Source organism: Mesorhizobium sp. CA14, assembly GCF_020165195.1.
In the GTDB taxonomy this organism is placed as follows: Bacteria; Pseudomonadota; Alphaproteobacteria; order Rhizobiales; family Rhizobiaceae; genus Mesorhizobium.
Map to the genome: position 1 here is coordinate 36342 of NZ_JAIUHR010000019.1, position 25528 is coordinate 61869.

Below are 25528 nucleotides of genomic sequence, written 5' to 3' on the forward strand. Positions count from 1 at the left end.
CTCCTTCCGTTGCCGCAATCAGGCGGCGCGTATGTCAACTCAGATGTCGTGCTTGCGGATGTTCTTCAGCATCTTCTGCAGGATCGCGATCAGCGCGGCATATTCGGCATCGTCGACACCGTCGAACATCGCCTCGAACGCATCATGCATGGCCGGCCAGGCGCGGGTGAACAGCGCGCGGCCCTCATCGGTCAGGAACACATGGCGGATGCGGCTGTCGGTGACGCCTTGCTCGCGCCGCACCAGGCCCTGGCCTTCCAGCGTGTCGAGCGTGCGGCTCAAGGTCGACTGCTCGATCACCGTATAGACCGAGAGGTCGTTGACGGTGACGCCGTCGGTGACCGAGAGCACGGCGAGCGTCCGCACCTGCTGAATGGTCAGGCCCTGCTTGCGGAAGTCGTCACGCAAAGTGGCGTTGTAGCGGCCCATGATGCGGTTCATCAGATAGGGCGCGAATTGCTGCAGGCCGATCTGGCCGAGGGTCGAGATGCGCTGGCGCTTTTCCGGAAGCTTCTGTTCCATCACAGCCTCCCCGCCAGCAGGAAGCCGGAGCCGCCGCCGAGGCCGGCGCCTGGATGCGTGGAAGCGCCGATATGGTAAAGGCCTTTGATGCCGGTCTCGTGGTTGCGGCTCGCCTTGAACGGCCGCCACAGGAACGACTGGTCGATGGTGGACGAGCCGCCATAGGGATCGCCGCCGACAAGATTGATGTTCATCGCCTCGAGATCGGCCGGCGAATAGGCACGGCGCGCGATCACGCTCTCGCGGAAACCGGCGATGTGGTTGGCGAGGATCGCCTCGACGCGGTCGGCATAGGCTTCGCGCAGCGCTTCGGACCAGCCGCCGTCGGCGGGCGCTTCGAGCTTGCCGGCGGCATCACCCCTGAGGTGGCGCGGCGCTTCCGGAAGCTGAAGCCAGAGGATCGCCTTGCCCTCGGGGCAGCGCGACGGGTCGATCGCATGCGGCTGGCCGACGCAGATGGTCGGCACTTCGGGCAGCAGGCCGCGCAGTGCCTCGTTGCAGGCCTTCGACACGCCATCCAAACCCGGCGTCAGATGCAGCAGCGCCACCTTGTCCAAGCCCTCGCCGCGCCACGCGGGCGGCTTGTCCAGCGCGTAATGGATCTGGAAATTGCCCTTGCCGTAGCGATAGACGCGCGTCGCTTCGACGCCGCGCTTTGGAGCCGCGTCGCCGAGCAGGCGACCGTAGAGTTGCGTTGGCGTGACCGAGCAGATGACGCTCTTCTCGGCGTTCAACGTCTCGCCGGAAGCGAGCTGCACGCCGGAGACGCGGCCACCGCTCTGGACGACCGAGGCGACGTCGGCGTTGACGCGGATCTCGCCGCCGCGTTCCCTGATCAGCGCCTCGAAAGCGGCGAGCAGGTTTTTCGCGCCGCCCTTGACTATGGGCGCGCCGGCAGCCTCCAACGCGAAGGCGATGACCTTGGCGATCTGGCCGGAGAAGGCGTCTTCCGGTCCAAGCCCGGCATGCAGCACCCAGGGCGCCCAGAGCGCACGGAGAAGGTCGGAAGTGTAGGTCGTTTCCAGCCAGCCGCGCGCGGGCACCAGCGCCTCGCCCATGAAGGCGGCCAGATCGCGCGGGCCGCGCCGCCAGGCCTCGCCGGCGATGAGCTTCGTCGTCGTATAGGACCAGAGCGCGCCGCCGAGCAGGCCGAAGAGCAGCCCCGCATTGCGCTCGATATCGCCGACATCGGTGCCGTGGCGATCGCCGTCGCCGGAGGCGATCCGGTTGAGCGCCGCGATGTTGGCGGCACGGTCGGTGGTGAGCACGACATGGCTGCCGTCGGGCGTGAGCACGCCTGTCGGGTTGGCGATGTGGCAGAACTCCAGCCCATGTCGTGCAAGGTCCTTGCCGAGCGCGGCAAAGGCCGGCGAGGTGATGAACAGCACGAAGGTCGTGGCCATCACGTCATGGACGAAGCCTGGCGCCGTGATCTCCTCGGTGCGCATACAGCCGCCGATGCGGTCGTTGCGCTCGAGCACGAGCACCTTGGCGCCCTTGGCGCCAAGCATCGCCGCGCAGACCAGGGCGTTGATGCCGCTGCCGACGATGATGTGATCGGGGGCGGTCATTGGGCGCCCCCGGATGACGGGAGGCCAATCAGGCTAAGCCGCGTTCCTTCGCGCCCCCCTCTGTTCTGCCGGACAGTCCGGCAGGACAGAGGGGGGCGCCGTAGAGTGCTAACGCTACAGAACGGCCGCCTCGACTCCATCACTCCATTGCCCTCGAGCATGATCTTCTCCCGAAGACCGCCACCTCGCCTTACTTGCCCGGCACCAGCGCCAATGCGCGGATCGGGCTGCCGGTGCCGTGCTCTATCTTGAGCGGGGCGGCAATCAGGATCGCGCCTTTCGGGGGCAGTTGGTCGAGATTGCAGAGGCTGGCCAGGCCATAGCGGTTGGCCTTGTGCATCAGCGTGTGCGCCGGGAATGGCGGCTCCATGCCGCCGGCCTTGCCGGCATCGGTGCCGATCGTCTCCGAGCCCCAGCCTTTGATGTCCTTGGCGATCAGGAATTGGATGGCCTCGGCCGTCGGTCCCGGCGTATGCGGGCCGGTCTCGTTGGCATTGAGGAACTCCGCTTCCGAGCCGTTGCGCTTGTACCAGTCGGTGCGCATCACCACCCACTCGCCGGGGTTGATCGCGCCATGCTCGGCTTCCCAGGCCTTGATGTGGTCGACGGTGAGCAGGAAGTCGTGGTCCGCCGCCGCTTCTTTCGAGCAGTCGATGACGTTGACCGGGCCGATGAAATTCTGCGCCGGAATTGTGTCGGTGGCGCCGTCCGGATAGTCCTTGCCGGTGATCCAGTGCTGCGGCGCGTCGAAATGCGTGCCCGAATGCTCGCCGAGCTTCAGCCAGTTCCAGGCCCACCACGGGCCGTTCTTGTCGTATTTGGAGATCGCGTGGATCTCGACCTTCGGCGTGTCGACAGCGAGTTCCGGCGGCAGCTTGATCAACGGCGTGTTCGGCCCGAGCGGCGCCGTCAGGTCGACCACCTTGATTCCTCCCGAAAGCAGCTGGCTGGCGACCTCGCCGAGGAGTTTCTGCGTGTCCATGGTCTTTCGTTCCCTCTTGTCCATGATCATCAAGGCTCGTTGCGGGCCTTAATATACCTACTAGACGAAAACATATGCATCTGCAATTATCTTTAAGCATAAAGCATTTTGGGGCGGGGCGTGAGCGAGTTCGACGCCATCTTTGTCGGAGCGGGCCATAACAGTCTGGCATGCGCCGCGCATTTAGCGCTCAAAGGCTGGAAAATAGCGGTTTTCGAACGCAGCGAGTCAATCGGCGGCGCGGTACGGACCGCCGAATACACGCTTCCCGGCTTCCGGCACGATTTCGGCGCGATGAATTTGAGCCTCTTCGCCGGCTCCGCCTTCCACCGGAAATATGCAAATGAATTGAAATGCCACGGGCTGGAATTCGCGCCCGTGGCCGACTGCTTCGCCAGCGCCTTCCCGGACGGAAAGTGGTTCGGCGTCAGCAGCGACCTGGAAAAGACGGCGTCGCGGCTGGCCGCCTTCTCGGCGGCGGATGCAGCCGCATGGCGCCGACTGGTCGGCGCCTTTCCAGGCGAGGCCGAGCATCTGTTCCGCCTGCTGGGCTCGCCGATGAGCGCAAGGGCGCTGGCCGGCAGCGCATGGAATATCTGGCGCAAGAAGGGCCTGGCCGGCGCGCTCGACACGGGACGATTGCTGCTATCATCGCCGCGCGCGTGGCTCGAGCAAAATTTCGAGACGCCGCATGTACGCACGACACTCGCAGCCTGGGGCATGCATCTCGATTTCGCGCCCGACATCGCCGGCGGCGCCGTGTTTCCTTACCTGGAATCGATGGCCAATCAGAGTTTCGGCATGGTGCTCGGCAAAGGCGGCGCCGATACCATCATCCGGGCGCTTGCCGGCATGCTCAAGGCGGCCGGCGGTAAGATCATAACAGGCGCGGAGGTGTCGGAGATCACGGTGGCCGGCGAGCAGGCGACAGGCGTGCGGCTGGCATCCGGCGAAACCCATGCCGCAAGCAAGGCGGTCATTGCCGGCGTCGCGCCCAAGGCGCTGGCAGGCGGGCTGCTGCCCAACGGTTCTGGCGACGCCGGCTTCGATGCGGCGATGAAGACATTCCGGTATGCGCCGGGCACGATGATGATCCATATCGCGCTGGACGACCTGCCCGACTGGAGCGCCGGCGCTGAGCTTCGCCAGTTCGCCTATGTGCATCTGGCGCCGTCGCTCGACGCCATGTCGCGCGTCTATCAGCAGGCGATCGCCGGGCTGCTGCCTGACCAGCCGGTGCTGGTCGTCGGTCAGCCGACGGCGGTCGATCCGTCGCGCGCGCCGCCAGGCAAGCATGTGCTGTGGGTGCAGGTGCGCATGCTGCCGGCGGAGATCTTTGGCGATGCCGCGGGCAAGATCGCGCCCGCGCACTGGGATGCGGTCAAGGACGCCTATGCCGAGCGCGTGCTCGACATCATCGAGAGCTATGCGCCGGGATTGCGCAAAAAAATCCTCGGCCGTGCGATCTTCTCGCCGCTCGACCTCGAGCGCGAGAATCCGAACCTCGTCGGCGGCGACCAGATCTGCGGCAGCCATCACGTGGCGCAGAATTTCCTCCTCCGCCCGGCGCGGGGCTTCGCGCGCTGGAACACGCCGGTCTCGAATCTTTACCTCACCGGCGCCGCGACATGGCCCGGCGCCGGCACGGGCGCGGGCTCGGGCTACATGCTCGCCCAACAGCTGGGAGGAAGTTGAGCCGAAGAAATCCGGGATGGACAAGGCGCGGTTGCCCACCACCGAATGAAAAGGCCGCGCGGACAAATGACAACCAACAAGGGGAACGACCATGACCATCAACAGACGTGACTTGCTTGGGTACGGCGCAGCGGCGCTCAGTGCCGCCACGTTTGGCCTGCCGGGGGCGGCAAAGGCGGCGGACGAACTCACCATCGCCTACAACGTCAACCTGCCCTCCTGGGATCCGACGGCCGGCCCCTCAGCCGTCAACCCGACCATTCAGGGCCTTTATCAATCGGTGTTCGACCAGATCATCGGACAGAAGCCGGACCTTTCCTTCACGCCCGGCCTGCTCACCGAATGGGGCTGGAACGACGACCGCACCAAGGTGACGATGACGGTACGGGACGGCGTGAAATGGCATGACGGCTCGCCCTTCACACCGGAGGACGTGGTGTGGTCGCTGCAGCGGGCCGGCGACGAGAAGACCGGCAATCCGATCCAGTTCGTCTGGAAGAACGTGAACAACTTCAAGATCGACGGCAACAAGATCACCGGCGACGTCGTGCAGTTCGACCCGGTCTATTTCAAGTGGATGTCGTTCCTGACCGGCTACATCATGCCGAAGACCTATTACGAGAAGGTCGGCGCGGAAGGCTTCGAGAAGGCGCCGATCGGCACCGGTCCCTATATGGTCGACAAGTTCGAGCGCAATGCGTTCCTGCGGCTGAAGGCCAACCCGCATTATTGGGGCAACAAGCCGGCCTTCGAGAATGTGACGATCAAGTTCGTCACAGACGCCGCAAGCCGCGTCGCCGAGATCGAATCCGGCTCCTCGCAGGTGACGCTTGAAATCCCCTATGAGGAATATGACCGACTGATCGCCAAGGACGGGCTGGCCGGCTCGATCAAGAATGTTTCCGACATCGGCATGATCTTCTTCAATGACATCGAGGCGATGCTGGACAAGAACGTCCGCCAGGCCGCCGTTATGGCAGTGGACAAGGAGCTTCTGGTCAAGCGGCTGCTGCGCGGCTACGGCCAGCCGATCGCCACGCTGGAGACGCCGGAATACACGGCCTTCGATCCATCGATCAAAGTCGAGCACAATCCGGAGAAGGCCAAGGAGTTGCTCGCCGCCTCCGGCTATTCGCCCAAGAAGCCGGTCAAGTTCACGATCCAGACCACCAAGGGCTTCAAGCCCAAGGACTACGAGATGATCCAGGCGATCGTCGGCATGTGGCGCAAGGTCGGCATCGAGGCCAATATCGAGGTCTACGAGATCGCCAAGCATTACGAGCTGCGCGCCGCCGACAAGCTGGCGCCGGCCGCCTTCTACAACTGGGGCAACTCGATCGGCGACCCGACCACCTCGACCGGCTTTGCCATGTACGGCCCGAGCCCGCATTCGGTGTGGGACAGCCAGGACCTGATCGACATGATTAACCCGCTGTGGGGCGAGAAGGACGAGACCAAGCGCATCGCCGGCTGGAAGGCGGTCGACAAATACATCGCCGAGCAGGCCTATGTGCTGCCGCTGATCCAATATGCGCAACCGATCGTGCATTCGAAGAAGGTCAATGTCGTGCAGCATGTGTCCGGCGCGCTGCTGCCGGCGCTGATGACCCCGGCCTGATTATCGGCCTTGCCCCCTGCCGGTCTTCGCCCGGCAGGGCCCCTCATCCGGCCCTTCGGGCCACCTTCTCCCCGAGGGGAGAAGAGGTCGCCGACGGCTGAGCCAGCCTCTTCTCCCCACCGGCGAGAAGGTGACCGCGAAGCGGCCGGATGAGGGAGAGTTCGTTAGAGTGATTACGCCCGCATGCTGCTGCAAAGATTCTTCGTTCGTCTGTTGACGATGCTGGTGACGTTGTTCGGCGTCGCCGTCGTCGTTTTCGTCGTCATCCGCGTGGCGCCCGGCGATCCGATCGCCATGATGCTGCCGCCCGGCGCCAGCAATGACGACATCGCGCGGCTGCGCGCGCTCTATGGACTCGACAAGAGCATCGTGCAGCAATTCTTCATCTGGTTCGGCGGCGTGCTGCATGGGAATTTCGGCACGTCAATATCATTGCGCCAGGACGTGCTCGGCCTGGTCTTCAACCGGCTGCCGGCGACGCTGGAGCTGGCCACCGTGGCGCTGCTGATGGCGATCGCGATCGGCGTCACCGCCGCGATTCTCGGCGCGCGCTCGCGCGGCTCGGCGGTCGAAGCGGGTATCGACATCGCCAGCGGCGCGACGCTCTCCATTCCCGATTTCCTCTGGGGCCTGGTGTTGATCCTGCTGTTCGGCGTGCTGGTGCCCGTCTTCGACATTTCCGGCCGCGTGTCGCCGCAGCTCGATTTGCCCTTCGCCACCCAGTTCTATCTGGCCGAGAGCATTCTCAGGCTGCGCTTCGATCTCACCTGGGACCTGCTCAAACATATGCTGATGCCGGCCGTCGCGCTGGCGCTGCCGCTGGCGGCGATCATCGCACAGCTCTTGAAACAATCGCTGAAGGAGGTGCTCGACCTCGACTATGTCGTGCTGGCGCGCGTGAAGGGTTTTTCCGAGACGCAGGTCATCCTGCGCGAGGCGCTGAAGAACGCGGTGCTGCCGACGCTGACGCTTGTCGGCGTGCAGTTCACCTTCCTCATCGGCGGCACCGTCATCGTCGAGCGGCTGTTCTCCTATGAAGGCCTCGGCAATATGGCGATCGACGCCGTCATCGACCGCGACCTGCCGCTGATCCAGGGCATCGTGCTGGTCTTCGCGCTGCTCTTCGTGCTGATCAACCTCGCCGTCGACATGACGTATGCGCTGCTCAATCCGAGGCTGCGCCATGGATGAGGCAAGTGTCGCCGGGCGAGGTTTGAGCCCAAGGCTTTGGCTGGCCGGTGGCTGGCTTCTGCTGGCGCTGCTCGCGGCCATATTCGCGCCATTGATCGCACCGCAGGATCCGCTGGCGCAGGATTTGATGCTGGAACGCCTGCCGCCCTTCTGGCTGGACGGGGCCGAACCCGGCTATTGGCTCGGCACCGACAGCCTTGGACGTGATCTGTTGTCGCGGCTGATCTTCGGCGGCCGCATCGCCTTCATCGTCGCCTTCGCGGCGGCGACGTCCGCGTGCCTGCTCGGCTCCGCGCTCGGCCTGATCGCCGGGTATTTCGGCGGCTGGCCCGACCGCATCATCTCGCGCATCGTCGATGTCTGGATGGCCTTCCCGCCGGTGCTGTTCGCGATCCTTCTGGTCGCGGTGCTGGGTACCGGCCTGAGCTCCGTCATCCTCGCCATCGCGATCATCGACTGGACGCGCTTCTGCCGGGTGATCCGGGCCGAAGCGATGAGCCAGGCACGCATGGACTATGTCGAGAGCGCGCGCATCGCGGGCTATGGCCGCATGGGAATTATGCTGCGCGAAGTGCTGCCCAATGTGCTGCCGTCGGTGGTGGCGCTGCTGTCGCTCGAAATGGGCATCGCCGTCATCGTCGAGGCGATCCTCTCCTTCGTCAACCTGTCGATCTCGACCGACGATCCGACCTGGGGCAGCATCATCGCCGAGGGCCGGCTGTCGATCCATCAGGCCTGGTGGGTGCTGGTGTTTCCGCTGATCACGCTGATCCTCACCGTGCTTTCCTTCAGCCAGTTCGGCGAGGCGCTGAAGGCGCGCTTCGATCCGGTGCTGCGATGAGCGCGTGCCTCGACATCCGCCGCTTGAGCGCCGTGCTGCCCAACGGCCAGCGCGTGCTGCGCTCCGTGTCGCTCGCCGTCCAGCCGGGCGAGGTCAGCGCGCTGGTCGGCGAAAGCGGCGCGGGCAAGACGATGATCGGCAAAGCGGTGCTCGGCGTGCTGCCGAAGAGCGTGCGCATCGTCGAAGGCGAGATGCTGATCGAGGGCGAGGACCTCGGCCGCCTCGATCCGAAGGCTCGGCGAACCCTGATCGGCGCGCGCACGGCGCTGATCCCACAGGATCCGCTCACCGCGCTCAACCCGTCGCGCCGCATCGGCACACAGATGACCGATCGGCTGGTGCGCATCCTCGGCTGGAGCGGCGAGAGGGCGGACCAGCGCATCAGGCAGCTGCTCGACGAGGTGCAGATCCGCGATCCCGAGCGCGTGCTGAAAAGTTATCCGCATGAATTGTCCGGCGGCATGCGCCAACGTGTGCTGATCGCGGCGGCTTTCGCGGCGGAGCCCCGATTGATTGTCGCCGACGAGCCGACGACGGCGCTGGACGTGACGGTGCAGAAGCAGATCCTGCGGCTCATCGCGCAACTGCAGCGCGATCATGGCACGGCGATCCTGTTCGTCACCCACGACCTCGGCGTGGTCGCCAAGATCAGCCAGAAAGTGTCGGTGCTCTACGCCGGCAAGGTGGTCGAGGAAGCCGAGACCGAGGCGCTGTTTGCGGCACCGCAACACCCCTATACACGCGCGTTGATGGCGGCGACACCGCGCTACACCGACCCGTACGCCTCGCTGAAGCCGGTGGACGAAAGCGTGCTTGCCGGATTGGCCGTGGAGATCGCCGCCGCCGACAAGGACTGGAGGCCCGGCCATGGCTGAGCCGCTGTTTTCCGTGCGCGGGCTGAAGGTGGCGCTGCCCGACATGACGCGCAAGCCGTTGATCGGCCGCGCGCCGCTGGCTGAAATCCTCATGGGGCTGGACTTCGACCTGCCCAAAGGATCGGTGACCGGCATCGTCGGCGAATCCGGTTCCGGCAAGTCGACGCTCGGGCGCGCGCTGGTCCGGCTGCTCGAACCTAGCGCGGGTTTCATCGGCTTCGAGGGGCGCGACATCAGCCGTCTTTCGGAAGCCGAGCTCAGGCCGCTGCGCCGCGACCTGCAGATGATCTTCCAGGACCCGATGTCGTCGCTCAATCCGCGGCATACGATCTTCAACATCATCGCCGCATCCTTGCGACAGAACGGGCTTGGCGACCGGCTGAAGGAACGCGTCGCGGAAGCGCTGCAGCGCGTCGGCCTGCCGCAGAATTTTGCCAGCCGCTATCGCCACGAATTGTCGGGCGGCCAGCGCCAGCGCGTCGGCATCGCACGGGCCCTGGCGCTCTCGCCGAAATTCGTGCTGGCCGACGAGATCGTCTCCGGCCTCGACGTCTCGACGCAGGCGCAGATCCTGACGCTGCTGGAAAAGCTGGCGGCCGAGATGGGGCTGACGGTCGCCTTCATCAGCCATGACCTATCGGTGATCCGGCGGCTCTGCCAGCAGGTCATCGTCATGCGCGAGGGCAGGATCGTCGAGGCCAGCGCCACCGACGCCTTATTCGACAATCCGAAGGAGACTTACACGCGCGACCTGCTCGCCGCCATTCCGCTGCCGGAAATCGATCCGGACTGGCTGCGGCCGACGCCCGGGGCGTGAAGAGCCGGATTGGACCGGTGAGGGAAGGGCCGGCTGCAGGAGACGTGCTTTGGAGAGTATCCGACCAAGCGACAGGCCGGCCGAGATCATTCAATTATAAAACTTTAAGCTTGAAATAATTGCGGACCAGCGCGATACTGACTTTGGGGTCGCCGGCCTGCCGGCGTTCCCGATGCCTTAGAGCGTTTCACGCAATTCCGGACGGAAACCGCTACGCACTTTTCCTGGAATTGCTCTAGAGGAGATTCGCAAGACATGAAGGTTGCGGTTCTCGGCGGCGGACCAGCCGGACTCTATTTTGCCATTTCGCTCAAGCTGCGCGATGCCGCGCATGAGGTGACGGTCTATGAGCGCAACCGACCGGACGACACGTTCGGCTGGGGCGTGGTCTTGTCGGCGGAGACGCTGGAGAACCTGACCAGGAACGATCCGGTCAGCGCCGTCTGGATCAAGAAGCATTTCGCCTATTGGGACGACATCGCCGTTATCCATGACGGGGTGCGCACGGTCTCCTCCGGCCACGGCTTCTGCGGCATCGGCCGCAAGCGGCTCTTGGTCCTGCTGCAGCGCCGAGCGCGCGAGCTCGGCATCAAGATGATGTTCGAGACCGAGATATCCGATCCCAAACCGTTCATGGAAACGCATGACCTGGTGGTCGCGGCGGATGGGCTGAACTCGAAATCCCGGGCCGCCTTCGCCGATGTCTTCAAGCCCGATATCGACACCCGCAAATGCAAGTTCGTGTGGCTGGGCACCACGCAGAAATTCGACGATGCCTTCACCTTTATCTTCGAGAAGACGGAGCATGGCTGGGTGTGGGCGCATGCCTACCAGTTCGACAGCGAGACCGCGACCTTCATCGTCGAATGCAGCGAGCGGACCTGGGCTGCGTTCGGCTTCGGCCAGATGACGCAACAGGAATCGATCGCGGTCTGCGAGCGCATTTTTGCAAAGCATCTGGGCGGCCATCCGCTGATGACCAACGCCAACCACATCAGAGGTTCGGCCTGGATCAACTTCCCGCGCGTGCTGTGCGAGCGCTGGTCGTACAAGAACCTGGCGCTGATGGGCGATGCGGCGGCTTCAGCGCATTTCTCGATCGGCTCCGGCACCAAGCTGGCGCTGGAGAGCGCGGTGGCGCTTGCCGATTATGTCGAGTCAGAGCCCGACCTCGAAGCGGCCTTCCGCAAATATGAGGATGCGCGGCGCACCGAGGTGCTGAAGCTGCAATCGGCGGCGCGCAATTCGCTCGAATGGTTCGAGGAAGTCGAACGATATCTCGGGTTGGATCCAATTCAGTTCAACTATTCGCTGCTGACCCGCTCGCAGCGCATCAGCCACGAGAACCTTCGCCTGCGCGACGCCGAATGGCTGGCGGGCGCCGAGGAATGGTTCCAGCGCAAGGCCGGCGCCGGCGGCAACAGCTTACGCCGCGCGCCGATGTTCGCGCCCTTCAAGCTGCGCGACATGGCACTCACCAACCGCATCGTCGTCTCGCCGATGGCGCAGTACAAGGCGGTTGACGGCTGCCCGACCGACTGGCATTTCGCCCACTATGCCGAGCGCGCCAAGGGCGGCGCGGGGCTGGTCTATATCGAGATGACCTGCGTCAGCCCGGAAGGGCGCATCACGCCCGGATGCCCCGGTTTCTACAAGCCCGAACACGAGATTGCCTGGAAGCGGCTGGTCGATTTTGTCCATGCCGAGACCGAGGCAAAGATCTGCGCCCAGATCGGCCATTCCGGCGCCAAGGGTTCGACCCGCCTCGGCTGGGAGGGAACAGACGAGCCGCTGCCTTCCGGCAACTGGCCTGTGATGGCGCCGTCGGCCGTGCCATGGTCGCCGCAAAACCAGGTGCCGAAGGCAATGGACCGCGCCGACATGGACATGGTCCGCGACCAGTTCGTCGCCTCGGCGGAGATGGCCGAGCGCTGCGGCTTCGACATGCTGGAGATCCATGCCGCGCATGGCTACCTGCTGTCGGCCTTCATCACGCCGTTGACCAACCGCCGCACCGACGACTATGGCGGCTCGCTGGAAAACCGCATGCGCTATCCGCTGGAGATCTTCCATGCGGTGCGCGCGGTGTGGCCGGCCGAGAAGCCGATCTCGATGCGCATATCGGCCAATGACTGGGTCGGCATCGAAGGGGTGACGCCGGCCGCCGCGGTCGAAATCGCCAGGCTGCTGCATCAGGCCGGCATCGATCTCTGCGACGTATCAGCCGGGCAGACCACCATCGCCGCCAAGCCGGTCTATGGCCGCATGTTCCAGACGCCGTTTTCCGACCGCATCCGCAACGAGGTCGGTATGGCGACGATGGCGGTCGGCAACATCTATGAGCCGGACCATGCCAACTCGATCCTGATGGCCGGCCGCGCCGATCTGGTGGCACTGGCCAGGCCGCATCTCACCGATCCCTACTGGACGCTGCATGCGGGGGTGACGCTCGGCGACCGCGGCGTCAAATGGCCGGATCCCTATCTGCGCGGACGCGACCAGATCTACCGGCTGGCCGAGCGCGAAGCAGCGGCGGGGCTGAAGGTATGAGCGCCGCGCGCGAAATTGCCGGCAGGCATGCCCTCGTCACCGGCGGCGGTACAGGCGTCGGCCGTGGGATCGCGCTGGCGCTGGCGGAAGCCGGCGTCAACGTCACCATCTGCGGGCGACGCGAAGCAGCACTCGCAGAGGTGGCGAAGGAAAGCGACCGGATCTTCCCTGTCGCTGCGGATGTTACGAATGAAGCCGAGATGACGGCTCTCCACGATAAGGCGGAAGCCGCGCGCGGACCGTTCGACATCGTTATTGCCAATGCCGGCATGGCAGTCAGCGCGCCGGCGCACAAGACGTCACTGACCGACTGGCAGCGCACGCTCGACGTCAATCTTACGGGAGTCTTTCTGACTGTGAAGCCGGCGCTGGCCGGAATGCTGGCGCGGAAGACAGGTCGCATCGTCTTCGTCGCTTCGACCGCCGGCCTGAAGGGCTACGCCTATGTCGCGCCTTACGTCGCCGCCAAGCATGGCGTCGTCGGACTGATGCGGGCCTTGGCCGCCGAGACCGCCAAGTCGGGCGTGACGGTGAATGCAGTCTGCCCCGGATTCGTTGAAACCGACATGCTGGAGGAGTCGGTCCAGCGCATCGTCGAGAAGACCGGCCGCTCGGCGGAGGAAGCTCGTGCAGGTCTTGCTGCGACGAATCCGCAGGGGCGTTTCATCCAGCCGGAGGAAGTCGCGTCGGCGGTGCTGTGGCTGTGCAGCGACGCCGCGCAATCGATCACCGGGCAGGCGATCTCGGTCTCAGGGGGCGAGACATGGTAGCGGGGCCGACCTCCACCGGGCCGGGCAAGGAGAGGCTGCGGCTGTGGATCCGCCTGCTGCGCGCCTCGCGCACCATCGAGGCCGAGTTGCGCGAGCGGCTGAAGAAGGAGTTCGACACCACGCTGCCGCGCTTCGACGTGATGGCAGCGCTTTACCGCTCGCCCGAAGGCATGCTGATGAGCGACCTGTCCCGTTTCCTGCTTGTCTCGAACGGCAATGTGACGGGCATCGTTGACCGGCTGGTTTCGGAAGGATTGGTGACACGCGCGCGCCGCAATGGCGACCGCCGCACCTCGATGGTGCGTCTGACCGAAGAAGGCTCGAAATCCTTCGCCGCGATCGCCGCCGCGCATGAGAATTGGGTCGGCGAGCTTCTCGGCACCGTCAGCGAGGACGAGGCGCGTCGGCTGACCGGCATGCTGAAATCGTTCCGCAGCAATTGGGAGGGACGCGAATGAACGCCATGGCCAAGCTCAAGCCAAAACACTTCCTCTGGGAGGTCGAAGGCAAGATCGCGAAAATCCGGCTCGACCGGCCGGAGCGCAAGAACCCGCTCACCTTCGACAGCTATGCCGAGCTGCGCGACACGTTTCGCGAGCTCGTCTATGCCGAGGATGTCGACGCCGTGATGTTCCTGCCCAATGGCGGCAATTTCTGCTCGGGCGGCGATGTCCACGACATTATCGGGCCGCTGGTCAAGATGGACATGAAGCAACTGCTTGCCTTTACGCGCATGACCGGCGACTTCGTCAAGGCGATGCTGAATTGCGGCAAGCCGATCATTTCCGCCGTCGACGGCGTGGCGGTCGGCGCCGGCGCGATCATCGCCATGGCCTCCGATATCCGCATCGCCACGCCGGAGGCAAAGACCGCCTTCCTGTTCACCCGCGTCGGGCTTGCCGGCTGCGACATGGGCGCTTGCGCGATCCTGCCGCGCATCATCGGCCAGGGCCGCGCGGCCGAGCTGCTCTACACGGGCCGCACCATGAGTGCTGCCGAAGGCGAGCGCTGGGGGTTCTACAATCGCCTGGTCGAGCCGGCGGCGCTCGAGGCGGACGCGCTCGACATGGCGGCGCGCATCGTTTCCGGCCCGACCTTCGCGCACGGCATCACCAAGACGCAGCTCAACCAGGAATGGTCGATGGGCCTCGACCAGGCGATCGAGGCGGAAGCGCAGGCGCAGGCGATCTGCATGCAGACCGGCGATTTCGAACGGGCATACAAGGCGTTCGTGGCCAAGGAAACGCCGGTGTTCGAGGGGGATTAGGGATGGATGTGGTGTTGGAGACGCTGGCGGGACAGCGCCCCCCTCTGGCCTTCCGGCCATCTCCCCCTCTAGGGGGGAGATTGGCAGCTTTGGCGCCGGCTCCCACCTTGCAACGTTGGCGATTGGCGAAAGCGGCGATGACAGCCGATCTCCCCCCTAGAGGGGGAGATGGCCGGCAGGCCAGAGGGGGGCGCCGTAGAGCGGAAACCTTTGAGAATAGCGGAGGCAAGCATGCCTGACCGCACCTTCCTCTCGTGGCCCTTTTTCGAAGACCGCCACCGCGCGCTCGCCGAAAATCTCGACGCCTGGTGCGCGAAAAACCTCCCCGTCGACCACCATGACGTCGACGCCGCCTGTCGCGACCTCGTGGCGATGTTTGGCCGGGACGGCTGGCTGAAGCCGACGGCGCTCGACCCGGCCAACCCAGCGCCGCTCGATGTGCGCACGCTCTGTATCACGCGCGAGACGCTGGCGCGCCATGACGGGCTGGCCGACTTCGCCTTCGCCATGCAGGGGCTGGGGACCGGCGCGATCACGCTGTTCGGCACGCCGGACCAGCAGCGATGGCTGGAGAAGACGCGGGCTGGCCAGGCGATCTCGGCCTTCGCGCTGTCGGAGCCGCGCTCGGGATCGGACGTCGCCAATATGGAGATGACCGCTCTCCGCGACGGCGGCAATTATGTGCTTTCCGGCGAAAAGACCTGGATTTCCAATGGCGGCATCGCCGATCTCTATGTCGCCTTCGCCCGCACCGGCGAGGGGCCGGGCGCCAAGGGGATTTCCGCCTTTATTGTACCGGGCGACGCCAAGGGCCTTGGCATCGCCGAGCGGCTCGAGGTGATCGCCCCGCATCCGCTGGCGCGGCTGTCCTTCGACAATGTGCGCGTTCCGGCTTCCGGCCTGATCGGCAAGCCCGGCGATGGTTTCCGCATCGCCATGTCGGTGCTCGATATCTTCCGCTCGACGGTGGGCGCCGCGGCCCTCGGTTTCGCGCGGCGGGCGCTGGACGAGAGCGTCAAACGCGCGGCCGAGCGGAAGCTGTTCGGCGCGCCGATGGCGGAGCTGCAGATGGTGCAGGGTCACCTCGCCGACATGGCGCTGGATGTCGACGCCGCGGCGCTCCTCATCTACCGCGCCGCCTGGACCAAGGACATGGGCGCGGCGCGGGTCACACGCGAGGCGGCGATGGCGAAGCTCTTCGCCACCGACAAGGCGCAGGAGGTGATCGACAAGGCCGTGCAGCTGCATGGCGGCGACGGCGTGCGCAAGGGCCACATCGTCGAGAGCCTCTATCGCGAGGTCCGGGCGCTGCGCATTTATGAGGGCGCCTCGGACGTGCAGAAGGTGGTGATCGCCAGGCAGGTCATGGGAGCGGCGTGAGGCTCTTGCGGATCGCATTTGAACCCGGGGGGAGCTAGACATGCACACCATTTTGCAGCCGGAAGGCTGGGCCAAACCGATCGGCTACGCCAATGGCGTCGCGGCGCATGGGCGACTGGTGTTCATCGGCGGCCAAGTCGGCTGGAACGCCGAATGCAAGTTCGAGACCGACGACTTCGTCGGCCAGGTGCGCCAGACGCTTGCCAATGTCGTCGCGGTGCTGGCCGAAGCAGGCGGCGAACCGCAGCACATCACCTCGATGACCTGGTATTTCACCGACAAGGCCGAATATCTTGCCAATCTGAAGGGGATTGGCGACGCCTACCGGGCCGTCATCGGCCGGCATTTTCCGGCGATGGCCGCCATGCAGGTGGTGGCGCTGGTCGAGGATCGAGCCAAAGTGGAAATACAGGCGATGGCGGTTATTCCGGAGTGAGGGGCGGCCGGGTCGTCGCCGATTTCGCCAATCGCCAGCGGCGCAGGGTAAACGCCGCGGTGGCGGCCCGCGTCTTTCTCCCCGTCTCTATACGGGGAGAAATGCCCGGCAGGGCAATGAGGGGCAGCGCCAACGCCCAAGCAAATGCTAATTTGGCTCAGCGATTGTATTACGAGAGGCATTTCCCAGCCGCTTGGCTACCGCCACAATCTGTGATCAGATGATCATATCCGCTATAGCGGTATGTATTCGCACATAGACTTTGCCGGCACCCAAGGAAAGCAAAAGCGTGGCTCTGGGCTTCGAACCCGTATCGGGACGCATCACCGTCCAGGATGGCGTCTACCAGCAGCTTCGCCATGCCTTGATGGTCGGCAGCTTCGATCCCGGGCAGGTGCTGACCATCGCTTCGCTGGCCGAGGCTTTCGGCACCTCGAACATGCCGGTGCGCGAAGCCTTGCGCCGGCTCGCGGCGGAGAACGCGCTGGAGATATCGCAGAACGGCTCGGCCTGCGTGCCGGTGGTGACGCGGGCGCGGCTCGACGACCTCTGCCGGGCGCGGCTTGCCGTCGAAGGGCTGGCCGCCGAGCTTGGCGGGCCGCGCCTGACCACGGCCGACATCGCCTCGCTGCAAAAGGTCACCGATGACCAGCAGGCGATCGGCCGCGACGGCAGCATCTATGAGTTGATTGCCAAGAACCAGCAGTTTCACTTCACCATCTACCGCGCCTCCGGCTCCGACGTGCTGTTCCAGCTGATCGAGACGTTGTGGCTGCGCTTCGGCCCTTATATGCGGCTCCTGTCCAATCACGTCGCGCCGCTGATGCGCGCCGGCACCATGGAACCTTCAGGCAGGCATGCCGCGATCATCGCCGCGCTCAAGGACAAAGATTTCGTCCGTGCGCGCGACGAGGTGGTGGCCGACATCACGGCAACCCAGGCGACCTTGCGCGCGATCTGTCCTGACGTGCCCGAGCCCCGCGCTGTGGATTTCGCCGCCTTCGGCAAGGCGCCCTGAACCGGAGGCGCGTCGGCCATCTTCGCAGCGATTTGGCGGCGTCTCGTGGACCAAAGATTACTGCGCATTTCCTGGTCACCGCCCCGCGTTTCTTCCCTGCTGCCGATTGATCCCTGCCCGGTTTTGTGATCACATGATCACAAGGGAGCGAGAGACAGCAAATGTCCGGCTATTTTCTCTATCATTCGATCGGCACTTTCTCCGGCAAGGCCGAGCAAATGGCCGCCGCTCTGGCGGAATTTTCCGGGGTCTGGTCGGCAGAGGATGACGGCCAATGGCCGGCCGCGCTGGCCGCACGCCAGCGCTTCATCGATGCCTGGACGCGGCTGATCGAGGCGCCGAAGGGCACGTTGACCACCGCCGAGAATGTTACGGCCGCGCTCTATAGCCTGATCGGCGGCCTGCCGGCCGAGCGCCTCGGGGGAAAGCGTCTGCTGGTTGCCGGCGATTGCTTCCCAAGCCTGCATTTCCTGCTTGCGGGCCTTGCCGAGCGCTTCGGCTTCGCGCTCGATACCGTACCGCTGCGGCCGGGCGAGAGCTGGGTGCGCGACGAGGATTTCATTGACCGCTGGCAGGACGATGTCGGGCTCGCGCTCATCACCTTCGTCACCTCGACGGCCTCGCATCGCTGCGATGTCGGGCGGCTCGCCGCGCATGGCCGCGCCATGGGCAGCATCGTCGGGGTCGATGTCACGCAAGGCATTGGCGTGGCGCCGTTTTCGGTTGCCGCCACGCCGGTCGATTTCGTCGTCTCGACTTCGCTGAAATGGCTGTGCGGTTCCTCCGGCGCCGGCATGTTGCAGGTCGCGCCGGAATTGCTTGCGACCTGCCGGCCGGAGCTGCGCGGCTGGTTCAGTCAGCCGAACCCATTCTCCTGGGATCTCGATGCCTTCGCTTATGCAGACGATGCGCGCCGCTTCGACCATGGCACGCCGGCGATCCTCGCCAGCATCGCCTCGCTGCCCGGACTGGAATGGGTGGAGAAGACCGGCATCGACGCCGTCCGCGCGCAGAACACCGCGCTCGTCGAGCGCATCATCGGCGCGGCGCTCGACAATGGCTGGACGCTGCGTTCGCCGCTCGATGCTGGTGAGCGCGGCGGCAGCGTCATGCTCGGCCTGCCGCAAGGCGTGGAACCGGCGAGGATCATCGCAGCCCTGCGCAACGAGCGGCTCTATTGCGACGCCCGCGGCACGACGCTCAGGCTCTCGCCCGGGATGGTGACCACGGAAGCGGCGGTCGATGCACTGATTGCGAGGCTCGAGGAGCATATCGGTTCGCGGCATCGCCGCGCATCCTGATTTCAGGCACCGCCTCGCCTGCGACGCCCTGGGAGTTGGGCGCCGGAAGAAGCGGAAGAGGAAATGAGTCACTTTCGACGTGGCCGAACCAGAGGGAAGCACAATGTTGAAACGTCTAGGACTGATTGGGGTGGTGATCGCCGCAGGCGTGGCCTTCGCGGCGCCCGCCTTTGCCGACAAGATCATGGTGGGCGCCTATCCGGCCAACCCGCCATGGGAATACAAGACCGATTCCGGCGGCTTCGAGGGGTTTGAGATCGACGTTGCCAACGACGTCGCCAAGCGCATCGGCGCCGATGTCGAGTTCCAGGACCTCGGCTTCCAGGCGCTGTTCGCGGCGACCGCTTCGGGCCGCATCGACTTCGCCGTGTCCTCGATCTCGGTGACCAAGGAGCGGCTGCAGAACCAGGGCTTTACGCAGCCCTATTACGACAGCGACGGCACGATCGTCGGCAAGGCGGATTCCGCCATCAAGTCGCTCGACGACCTCAAGGGCAAGACCATCGGCGTCATCGCCGGTTCGACTGGCGAAGCCTATATGAAGGAAAACGCCGCCAAGCTCGGCGTCGCCGAGACCAAGAGCTACAACGCCCAGCAGGACCTTTTGCTCGACGTGCAGAACGGCCGCATCGACGGCGGCGCCGGCGAGCTCGCCGGCTTCCTGTTCGCCATCAAGCAGATGCCGGCGCTGAAGATCCTAGTGCGCATCCCGACCGGCGAACGCTTCGCGATGATGACCAAGAAGGGCCATCCGCTGCTCGAGAAGGTGAATGACACGATCACTGCGATGAAGAAGGACGGCACCATGGCCGCTATCCACAAGAAGTGGTTCGGCGTCGATCCGGAAGCCGGCACCAGCACCGTGACGCCCGGTCCCATCCCACAATAAGCCAGCGAACTATCGCCGCGGGGGCGCCGGGCAAGCCGGCGCCCCCGCTTCCACCCTTCAGGCCCGCGAAGGCGGTGGGCTTGGCATTGCCTTGATGGTGAGCCGATGGAACTGATCGACACCTTCTTCAACTGGGGCATCCTGGTCCGATCCTTTCCGATCCTGATCCGCGGACTGGGCAACACCATCCTGCTCGGCTTGGCGGCCATCTTCTTCGGCACCGTTGCAGGCCTCGCGATCTGCCTGGTGCGGCTCTACGCGCCGAAGCCGTTGAGACGGCTGGCGACGCTCTATATCGACATGTTCCGCGCGCTGCCGATCCTGGTGGTGCTGATCCTGATCTATTACGCCCTGCCCTTCGTCGGCATCCGCCTGTCGTCCTTCGTGTCGGCGGCGCTCGCGCTGTCGCTGGTGCTCGCGGCCTTCACGGCGGAAGTCTGCCGCGCCGGCATCCAGAACATCCCGAAAGGGCAGTTCGAGGCGGCGGCGGCGCTCGGCCTGCCCTTCTGGGTCGCCATGCGCAAGGTGGTGTTGCCGCAGGCGATCCGCGTCGTCATCCCGCCGCTGACCAGCAACTGCGTTTCGGTGTTCAAGGACACCGCGCTCGCCTCCGTCGTGGCGATGCCGGACCTTTTGAAGCAGGCCACCGACGCGCAGGCGCTGATGGCCAACCCGACGCCACTGATCGGCGCCGCGATCATCTATCTCGCCTTCCTGTGGCCGCTGGTGCGGCTGGTCGGCTACCTCGAAGAGCGCGGCAAGGCCCGGTCTGCGCACTGATCCCGACTTGAAATCGATGACCCGAAGGAGACGCCTCGTGAACCAGCACCATGTTTCGAACGCGCAGGAGGGCGCCGCCTCGTTCCCGGTCGAGAAAATCCGCGCCATGTTTCCGGCGCTTGGCCAAGCCGGCGACTTCATCTTCATGGACAACGCCGCCGGCGCGCAGATTCCGCAAAGCGTGCTCGACGCTGTGACCAACCATCTGGTGGGACACAATGTGCAGCGCGGCGGCCGCTACGGCCGCAGCGTCACGGTCGACCAGTCGGTCGCCGACGCACGGACAAGCGTCGCGCTGCTGATCAATGCCTATAGTCCGTCCGAAATCTGCTTCGGCATGAACGCCACCTCGTTCATCCGCCTTGTCAGCCTCGGCATCGGCCAGATGCTTTCGAAAGATGGGGAACGCAACGAGATCGTCGTCACCGATATGGATCACGACGCCAACATCGCCACATGGCTGGCGCTGGAATCCGCCGGCGCCAAGTTCAAATGGTGGCGCATGCGCGAGGACGGCAATCTGCATGTCGACGACCTCCAGCCGCTGATGTCGGAGCGCACCCGGCTCGTCGCCTGCACGGTGACCGCGCATTCCATCGGCTCGATCGTCGATGTCGCTTCGGTCGCCAGGATCGCGCATGCGGCCGGCGCGGAAGTGTTCCTCGACAGCGTGCATTACGGGCCGCACGGGCTGATCGACGTGCAGGCCTGGGGCTGCGACTATCTCGTCTGCTCCGGCTACAAGAATTTCTCACCACATATGGGCTTCCTGTGGGGCCGCTTCGAAACGCTGAAGCGGCTGCCGACCTTCCGCGAGGACTTCATTCCCGACGAGCCGCCCTACAAGGTCGAGGCCGGCACCTTCATCTATGAGAATGTCTCCGGCATGGACGCGGCGGTGCGCTACCTGGAATCGGTCGGCCGCAATTTCCTGCCCGAAAACAACCGCTCGCGCCGCGACAACATCGTCGCCGGCATGAACGCCATCCGCGACTACGAGGTGATGCTGGCGCGCGAGATGCTGAAGGTGCTGAAGGATTGCAATGCCACCATCTACGGCGTCGCAGACGAGGCGCACATCCACGAGCGCGTGCCGACCTTCTGCTTCAACATCGGCAAGCTGCCGCCGCAGCGGATCGTCGAGGAGATGGCCGCCATGCAGATCGGTATCCGCGACGGCCACATGTATGCGCCGCGGCTGATGAAGCGGCTAAACCTGTCGATGGACAGCGGCGCCATTCGCGCCTCGCTGGTGCATTACAACACGGTCGAGGAAGTGCGCCGGTTTGGGGAAGCGCTGCGGGCGATTGTCGCCAAGCTGTCGTAGGCGGAGCGCAATTAGCTCGGCGTCGTCATCCACGGGCGGAGCAAGGAGCGAAGCGACGCGGCGCAGACCGAGGATGACGAATTCCGGGCTTAAGCAGCCTTCTTCTTCGCCAGCCTCGCCTTGATGCTGGCGATGTCGGCGCGCGGCGTCGCGGCGAACAGCGTCTTGGTGTAGGCGTGCTTGGGATCGGAGAAGACCTCGTCGCGCGGACCGTATTCGACCGCTTCGCCGAAATACATGACCATCACGTCGTCGGCGATGTAGCGTACCACCGACAAGTCGTGGCTGATGAAGACATAGGTCAGCTGGAACTCGTCCTGCAGGTCGGCAAGCAGGTTCAGCACCTGCGCCTGCACGGAGAGGTCGAGCGCCGAGACCGGCTCGTCCAGCACCAGGAGGCTCGGGTTCAGCATCAGAGCGCGGGCGATGGCGATGCGCTGCCGTTGGCCGCCCGAGAACATGTGCGGGTAGCGGTTATAGTGCTCCGGTCCAAGCCCGACCTTCTTCAGCATCTTCATCGCGAGATCGCGCCGTTCATCGGCCGGCTTGTCGGTGTTGATGAGCAGCGGCTCGCCGAGCACGTCGCCGATCTTCTGGCGCGGATTGAGGGAGCCATAGGGGTTCTGGAAGACGATCTGCACCTTGCGGCGCATTTCCTTGGTGAGCCCGTCCCTGGCGATATCGACCTTGCTGCCGTCGATGAAGAGCTCGCCGGAGGTGGCTGGATCGATCAGCGTGATGATGCGGGCGAGCGTGGACTTGCCGCAGCCGCTCTCGCCGACGATCGCCAGCGTCTTGCCCTTCTCGACGCTGAAGGAGACGCCCTTCACCGCATGCACGGTGCGCGCGCCGCGGAACAGGCCGCCGCCGACATGATAGTCGCGCTTGATGTTCTTGCCTTCGACGACCTTGGTCATGCGCCGGCTCCTGAAGGCGCGGGCTCGAACAGCATGTCGGACACGGTCGGCAGCCGATCGCCGACGGCGTTCTCCGGCAGCGCGGAGAGCAGCGCGCGCGTGTAGTTGCTCTTCGGCGATTCAAAGAGCGACAGCACGTCGGCCTCTTCCATCTTGCGGCCCTTGTACTGGACGATGACGCGGTCGGCGGTTTCGGCCACCACGCCCATATTGTGGGTGATCATGATCAGGCCCATGCCGTATTTGGCCTGCAGCGAGACCAGCAGGTCGAGGATCTGCTTCTGGATGGTGACGTCGAGCGCGGTGGTCGGCTCGTCGGCGATCAACAGCTTCGGATTGCAGGCGATCGCCATGGCGATCATGACGCGCTGGCACTGGCCGCCCGACATCTGGTGCGGGAAGGAATTCAGCCGCTCCTCCGGTTCGGGAATGCCGACCTGCTTGAAAAGCTCGATGGCGCGGGCCCGGCGCTGGGCCTTGTCCATGCCCATATGGAAGCGCAGCACTTCCTCGATCTGGAAGCCGACGGTGAAGCACGGGTTGAGGCTGGCGATCGGCTCCTGGAAGATCATGGCAATGTCCTTGCCGATGATCTTGCGGCGGTCGGCCGGGCTGATCTTCAAAAGGTCGCGCCCGTTGAAGGTCATGTGATCGGCGGTGACGGTGGCCGTCCAGGGCAAGAGGCCCATCACGGCCAGCATCGACACCGACTTGCCGGAGCCGGATTCGCCGACAATGGCGAGCACCTCGCGCTCGTCGACATGGAGCGAGACGCCGTCGACGGCGCGGAACGGGCCGGACGCGGTCTGGAATTCGACGACGAGGTTCTGGATGTCGAGCAGCGCCATCACGACCTCCTGAGCTTGGGATCGAGGGCGTCGCGCAGGCCGTCACCGATCAGGTTGATGGCGAGCACGGTGATGAGGATGGCGAGACCCGGGAAGGTCACCACCCACCAGGCGCGCAGGATGAATTCGCGCGCCGAGGCAAGCATCGTGCCCCATTCCGGCGTCGGCGGCTGCGCGCCAAGGCCGAGGAAGCCAAGAGCGGCGGCTTCCAGGATGGCGTTTGAGAAGGACAGCGTGCCCTGCACGATGAGCGGCGCCAGGCAGTTGGGCAGGATGGTGGCGAGCATCAGCCGCAGATGGCCGGCGCCGGCGACCTTCGCCGCAACGACATATTCGCGGCTCTTCTCGGCCATGACGGCGGCGCGCACCAGGCGGGCGAAATGCGGCTGCAGCACCAGCGCGATCGCCAGCATGGCGTTGAACAGGCCGGGGCCGAGGATGGTGACAAGAACCAGCGCCAGGAGCAGCGACGGAAAGGCCAGGATCAGGTCCATGACGCGCATGATCGCGACGTCGACCCAGCCGCGGAAATAGCCGGCCAAAAGGCCGAGCGTGATGCCGCCGGTGAGAGCCAGCGTAACCACCACCGCGCCGATGAGCAGCGAGAAGCGCGCGCCGTAGAGCAGGCGCGAAAGGATGTCGCGGCCGACCGGATCGGTGCCGAGCAGATATTGCGTCGAGCCGCCAGCCTGCCAGGCCGGTGGCCTGAGAAACGCGGTCTTATCCTGGACGTCGGGCGCATAAGGCGCGAGCAGCGGCGCGAAAAGCGCGGCGAGCACCAACAGGATGAACACGAACAGGCCGATGACGGCGCCGCGGTTCACCGAGAAATAGTGCCAGAAGGTCTTGAGGCCGGTGAGGCGATCCGGGCTGCCGGCGGCCATCGGGGCGATTTCGGTCTGGGTCATTTATGCCGCCCTGATGCGTGGGTTGATGACGGCATAGAGCACATCGACGATGAGGTTCACCGCCATGACGATGAGGGCGATCAAAAGCAGACCCGACTGCACGACGACATAGTCGCGCTTGAAGATGGAATCGACCATCCATTTGCCGATGCCAGGCCAAGCGAAGATAGTCTCGGTGAGAATGGCGCCGGCGAGCAGCGTGCCGACCTGCAGGCCAATGGTGGTGACGACGGGAATCAACGCGTTGCGCAGCGCGTGCACGCCGATGACGCGCGCCGCCGAAAGGCCCTTGGCGCGCGCGGTGCGGACATAGTCCTCGCCCAGCACCTCGAGCATGGCCGAGCGCGTCTGGCGCGCGATCACCGCCAGCGGAATGGTGCCGAGCACGATCGCCGGCAGGACGAGATGGCTGAGCGCAGAGCGGAACGCATCCCATTTGCCATGGAGGAGGCTGTCGATGGTCATGAAGCCGGTGATCGGCTTGAAGAAGAACTGCAGGCCGATGCGGCCCGAGACCGGCGTCCAGCCGAGATAGCCGGAAAAGAAGATGATGAGCAGCAGGCCCCACCAGAAGATCGGCATCGAATAGCCGACAAGCGCGGTGCCCATCAGCGATTGATCGAACCATGAGCCGCGCTTGACGGCGGCGAAGATGCCGGCCGGGATGCCGAGCACCATGGCGAAGATCATGGCGAAGAAGGACAGTTCCAGCGTCGCCGGGAAGAGCGTCTTGAACTCCTCGAGAACCGGGCGCTTGGACGAGATGGAAACGCCGAAATCGCCGGTGGCGACCTCACCGACATAGCGCGCATACTGCTCCCAGATCGGCAGATTGTAGCCGAACTGTTCCTTGAGCTCTTCGTAGCGGGCGGGGGCGACGCCATGCTCGCCGGCCATGGCGAGGATCGGATCGCCCGGCAGCAGCCGGACAAAGGCGAAGGCGCAGATGGTGATGCCGACCAGGGTCGGGATCAGGAGGGCGATTTTGTTGAGAAGGTATCGGAGCATATCAAATGGAATGGGGC

The 25528-nt window shown here is 64.9% G+C and carries 24 protein-coding genes; 17 read left to right on the forward strand and 7 right to left on the reverse strand.

Features of this window, described 5'->3' with window-relative positions; all coding sequences use genetic code 11:
- Nucleotides 1-39 precede the first annotated feature (39 nt).
- The 3 genes from LB565_RS19405 to LB565_RS19415 form a co-directional block, all read right to left on the reverse strand.
- Nucleotides 40-522, reverse strand: coding sequence for a MarR family winged helix-turn-helix transcriptional regulator (locus tag LB565_RS19405; RefSeq protein ID WP_224514196.1), 483 nt, complete (start codon nucleotides 520-522; stop codon nucleotides 40-42).
- Nucleotides 522-2093, reverse strand: a complete 1572-nt coding sequence (locus LB565_RS19410; protein WP_224586762.1) for a phytoene desaturase family protein — start codon at nucleotides 2091-2093, stop codon at nucleotides 522-524. Before LB565_RS19410 ends, LB565_RS19405 begins: the two co-directional genes overlap by 1 nt.
- Before the next feature lie 190 nt (nucleotides 2094-2283).
- Nucleotides 2284-3075, reverse strand: a complete 792-nt coding sequence (locus LB565_RS19415) for a cyclase family protein (RefSeq protein ID WP_224586763.1) — start codon at nucleotides 3073-3075, stop codon at nucleotides 2284-2286.
- A gap of 120 nt (nucleotides 3076-3195) precedes the next feature.
- On the opposite strand from LB565_RS19415, the gene LB565_RS19420 reads away from it, so the two are divergent.
- The 17 genes from LB565_RS19420 (at nucleotide 3196) to LB565_RS19500 (ending at nucleotide 21830) form a co-directional block, all read left to right on the forward strand.
- On the forward strand, nucleotides 3196-4770 hold the full coding sequence (locus LB565_RS19420) for a phytoene desaturase family protein (protein WP_224586764.1): 1575 nt from the start codon (nucleotides 3196-3198) through the stop codon (nucleotides 4768-4770).
- Nucleotides 4771-4861: 91 nt separating this feature from the next.
- Complete coding sequence (locus LB565_RS19425) at nucleotides 4862-6388, forward strand: ABC transporter substrate-binding protein (RefSeq protein WP_224586765.1); 1527 nt, start codon at nucleotides 4862-4864, stop codon at nucleotides 6386-6388.
- A 183-nt stretch (nucleotides 6389-6571) separates the two neighbouring features.
- The gene (locus LB565_RS19430; RefSeq protein ID WP_224586766.1) at nucleotides 6572-7579 is read left to right on the forward strand and encodes an ABC transporter permease; all 1008 of its coding nucleotides are present in this window, start codon (nucleotides 6572-6574) and stop codon (nucleotides 7577-7579) included.
- Complete coding sequence (locus tag LB565_RS19435) at nucleotides 7572-8420, forward strand: ABC transporter permease (protein ID WP_224586767.1); 849 nt, start codon at nucleotides 7572-7574, stop codon at nucleotides 8418-8420. Before LB565_RS19430 ends, LB565_RS19435 begins: the two co-directional genes overlap by 8 nt.
- Nucleotides 8417-9295, forward strand: coding sequence for an ABC transporter ATP-binding protein (locus tag LB565_RS19440; protein WP_224586768.1), 879 nt, complete (start codon nucleotides 8417-8419; stop codon nucleotides 9293-9295). The genes LB565_RS19435 and LB565_RS19440 overlap by 4 nt, the downstream gene beginning before the upstream one ends.
- Nucleotides 9288-10112, forward strand: a complete 825-nt coding sequence (locus LB565_RS19445; RefSeq protein WP_224586769.1) for an ATP-binding cassette domain-containing protein — start codon at nucleotides 9288-9290, stop codon at nucleotides 10110-10112. The genes LB565_RS19440 and LB565_RS19445 overlap by 8 nt, the downstream gene beginning before the upstream one ends.
- Before the next feature lie 255 nt (nucleotides 10113-10367).
- Nucleotides 10368-12662: a bifunctional salicylyl-CoA 5-hydroxylase/oxidoreductase gene (locus LB565_RS19450; protein ID WP_224586770.1), complete on the forward strand. Its 2295-nt coding sequence runs from the start codon at nucleotides 10368-10370 to the stop codon at nucleotides 12660-12662.
- Nucleotides 12659-13432, forward strand: coding sequence for an SDR family NAD(P)-dependent oxidoreductase (locus tag LB565_RS19455; protein ID WP_224586771.1), 774 nt, complete (start codon nucleotides 12659-12661; stop codon nucleotides 13430-13432). Before LB565_RS19450 ends, LB565_RS19455 begins: the two co-directional genes overlap by 4 nt.
- Complete coding sequence (locus tag LB565_RS19460) at nucleotides 13426-13890, forward strand: MarR family winged helix-turn-helix transcriptional regulator (RefSeq protein ID WP_040986048.1); 465 nt, start codon at nucleotides 13426-13428, stop codon at nucleotides 13888-13890. Before LB565_RS19455 ends, LB565_RS19460 begins: the two co-directional genes overlap by 7 nt.
- Nucleotides 13887-14699: an enoyl-CoA hydratase family protein gene (locus LB565_RS19465; RefSeq protein ID WP_224586772.1), complete on the forward strand. Its 813-nt coding sequence runs from the start codon at nucleotides 13887-13889 to the stop codon at nucleotides 14697-14699. Before LB565_RS19460 ends, LB565_RS19465 begins: the two co-directional genes overlap by 4 nt.
- A gap of 231 nt (nucleotides 14700-14930) precedes the next feature.
- Nucleotides 14931-16079 carry an acyl-CoA dehydrogenase family protein gene (locus LB565_RS19470; RefSeq protein ID WP_224586773.1) on the forward strand — a complete coding sequence of 383 codons (1149 nt, stop codon included), beginning with the start codon at nucleotides 14931-14933 and terminating at the stop codon, nucleotides 16077-16079.
- A gap of 40 nt (nucleotides 16080-16119) precedes the next feature.
- On the forward strand, nucleotides 16120-16515 hold the full coding sequence (locus LB565_RS19475) for a RidA family protein (protein WP_224586774.1): 396 nt from the start codon (nucleotides 16120-16122) through the stop codon (nucleotides 16513-16515).
- A 289-nt stretch (nucleotides 16516-16804) separates the two neighbouring features.
- Entirely contained in the window at nucleotides 16805-17533 is a 729-nt protein-coding gene (locus tag LB565_RS19480; RefSeq protein ID WP_224586775.1) for a GntR family transcriptional regulator, read from the forward strand.
- A 161-nt stretch (nucleotides 17534-17694) separates the two neighbouring features.
- Nucleotides 17695-18834 carry an aminotransferase class V-fold PLP-dependent enzyme gene (locus LB565_RS19485; protein ID WP_224586777.1) on the forward strand — a complete coding sequence of 380 codons (1140 nt, stop codon included), beginning with the start codon at nucleotides 17695-17697 and terminating at the stop codon, nucleotides 18832-18834.
- A 103-nt stretch (nucleotides 18835-18937) separates the two neighbouring features.
- Nucleotides 18938-19723: a substrate-binding periplasmic protein gene (locus tag LB565_RS19490; protein WP_224586779.1), complete on the forward strand. Its 786-nt coding sequence runs from the start codon at nucleotides 18938-18940 to the stop codon at nucleotides 19721-19723.
- Between the two features lie 105 nt (nucleotides 19724-19828).
- Nucleotides 19829-20503, forward strand: coding sequence for an amino acid ABC transporter permease (locus tag LB565_RS19495; RefSeq protein ID WP_224586781.1), 675 nt, complete (start codon nucleotides 19829-19831; stop codon nucleotides 20501-20503).
- Between the two features lie 37 nt (nucleotides 20504-20540).
- Nucleotides 20541-21830, forward strand: a complete 1290-nt coding sequence (locus LB565_RS19500; protein ID WP_224586783.1) for a cysteine desulfurase-like protein — start codon at nucleotides 20541-20543, stop codon at nucleotides 21828-21830.
- Between the two features lie 89 nt (nucleotides 21831-21919).
- Here the strand turns inward: LB565_RS19500 and LB565_RS19505 are convergent, their stop codons facing one another.
- Genes LB565_RS19505 through LB565_RS19520 form a run of 4 tightly spaced genes read right to left on the reverse strand, consistent with a single transcriptional unit; the run spans nucleotide 21920 to nucleotide 25511 of the window.
- Nucleotides 21920-22747 carry a dipeptide ABC transporter ATP-binding protein gene (locus LB565_RS19505; protein WP_224586785.1) on the reverse strand — a complete coding sequence of 276 codons (828 nt, stop codon included), beginning with the start codon at nucleotides 22745-22747 and terminating at the stop codon, nucleotides 21920-21922.
- Nucleotides 22744-23595: an ABC transporter ATP-binding protein gene (locus tag LB565_RS19510; RefSeq protein WP_224586787.1), complete on the reverse strand. Its 852-nt coding sequence runs from the start codon at nucleotides 23593-23595 to the stop codon at nucleotides 22744-22746. Before LB565_RS19510 ends, LB565_RS19505 begins: the two co-directional genes overlap by 4 nt.
- Nucleotides 23595-24503 (reverse strand): ABC transporter permease subunit, encoded by a 909-nt coding sequence (locus LB565_RS19515; RefSeq protein ID WP_126079684.1) that lies wholly within the window; start codon nucleotides 24501-24503, stop codon nucleotides 23595-23597. Before LB565_RS19515 ends, LB565_RS19510 begins: the two co-directional genes overlap by 1 nt.
- Nucleotides 24504-25511 carry an ABC transporter permease subunit gene (locus tag LB565_RS19520; protein ID WP_224586789.1) on the reverse strand — a complete coding sequence of 336 codons (1008 nt, stop codon included), beginning with the start codon at nucleotides 25509-25511 and terminating at the stop codon, nucleotides 24504-24506.
- Nucleotides 25512-25528: the final 17 nt, after the last annotated feature.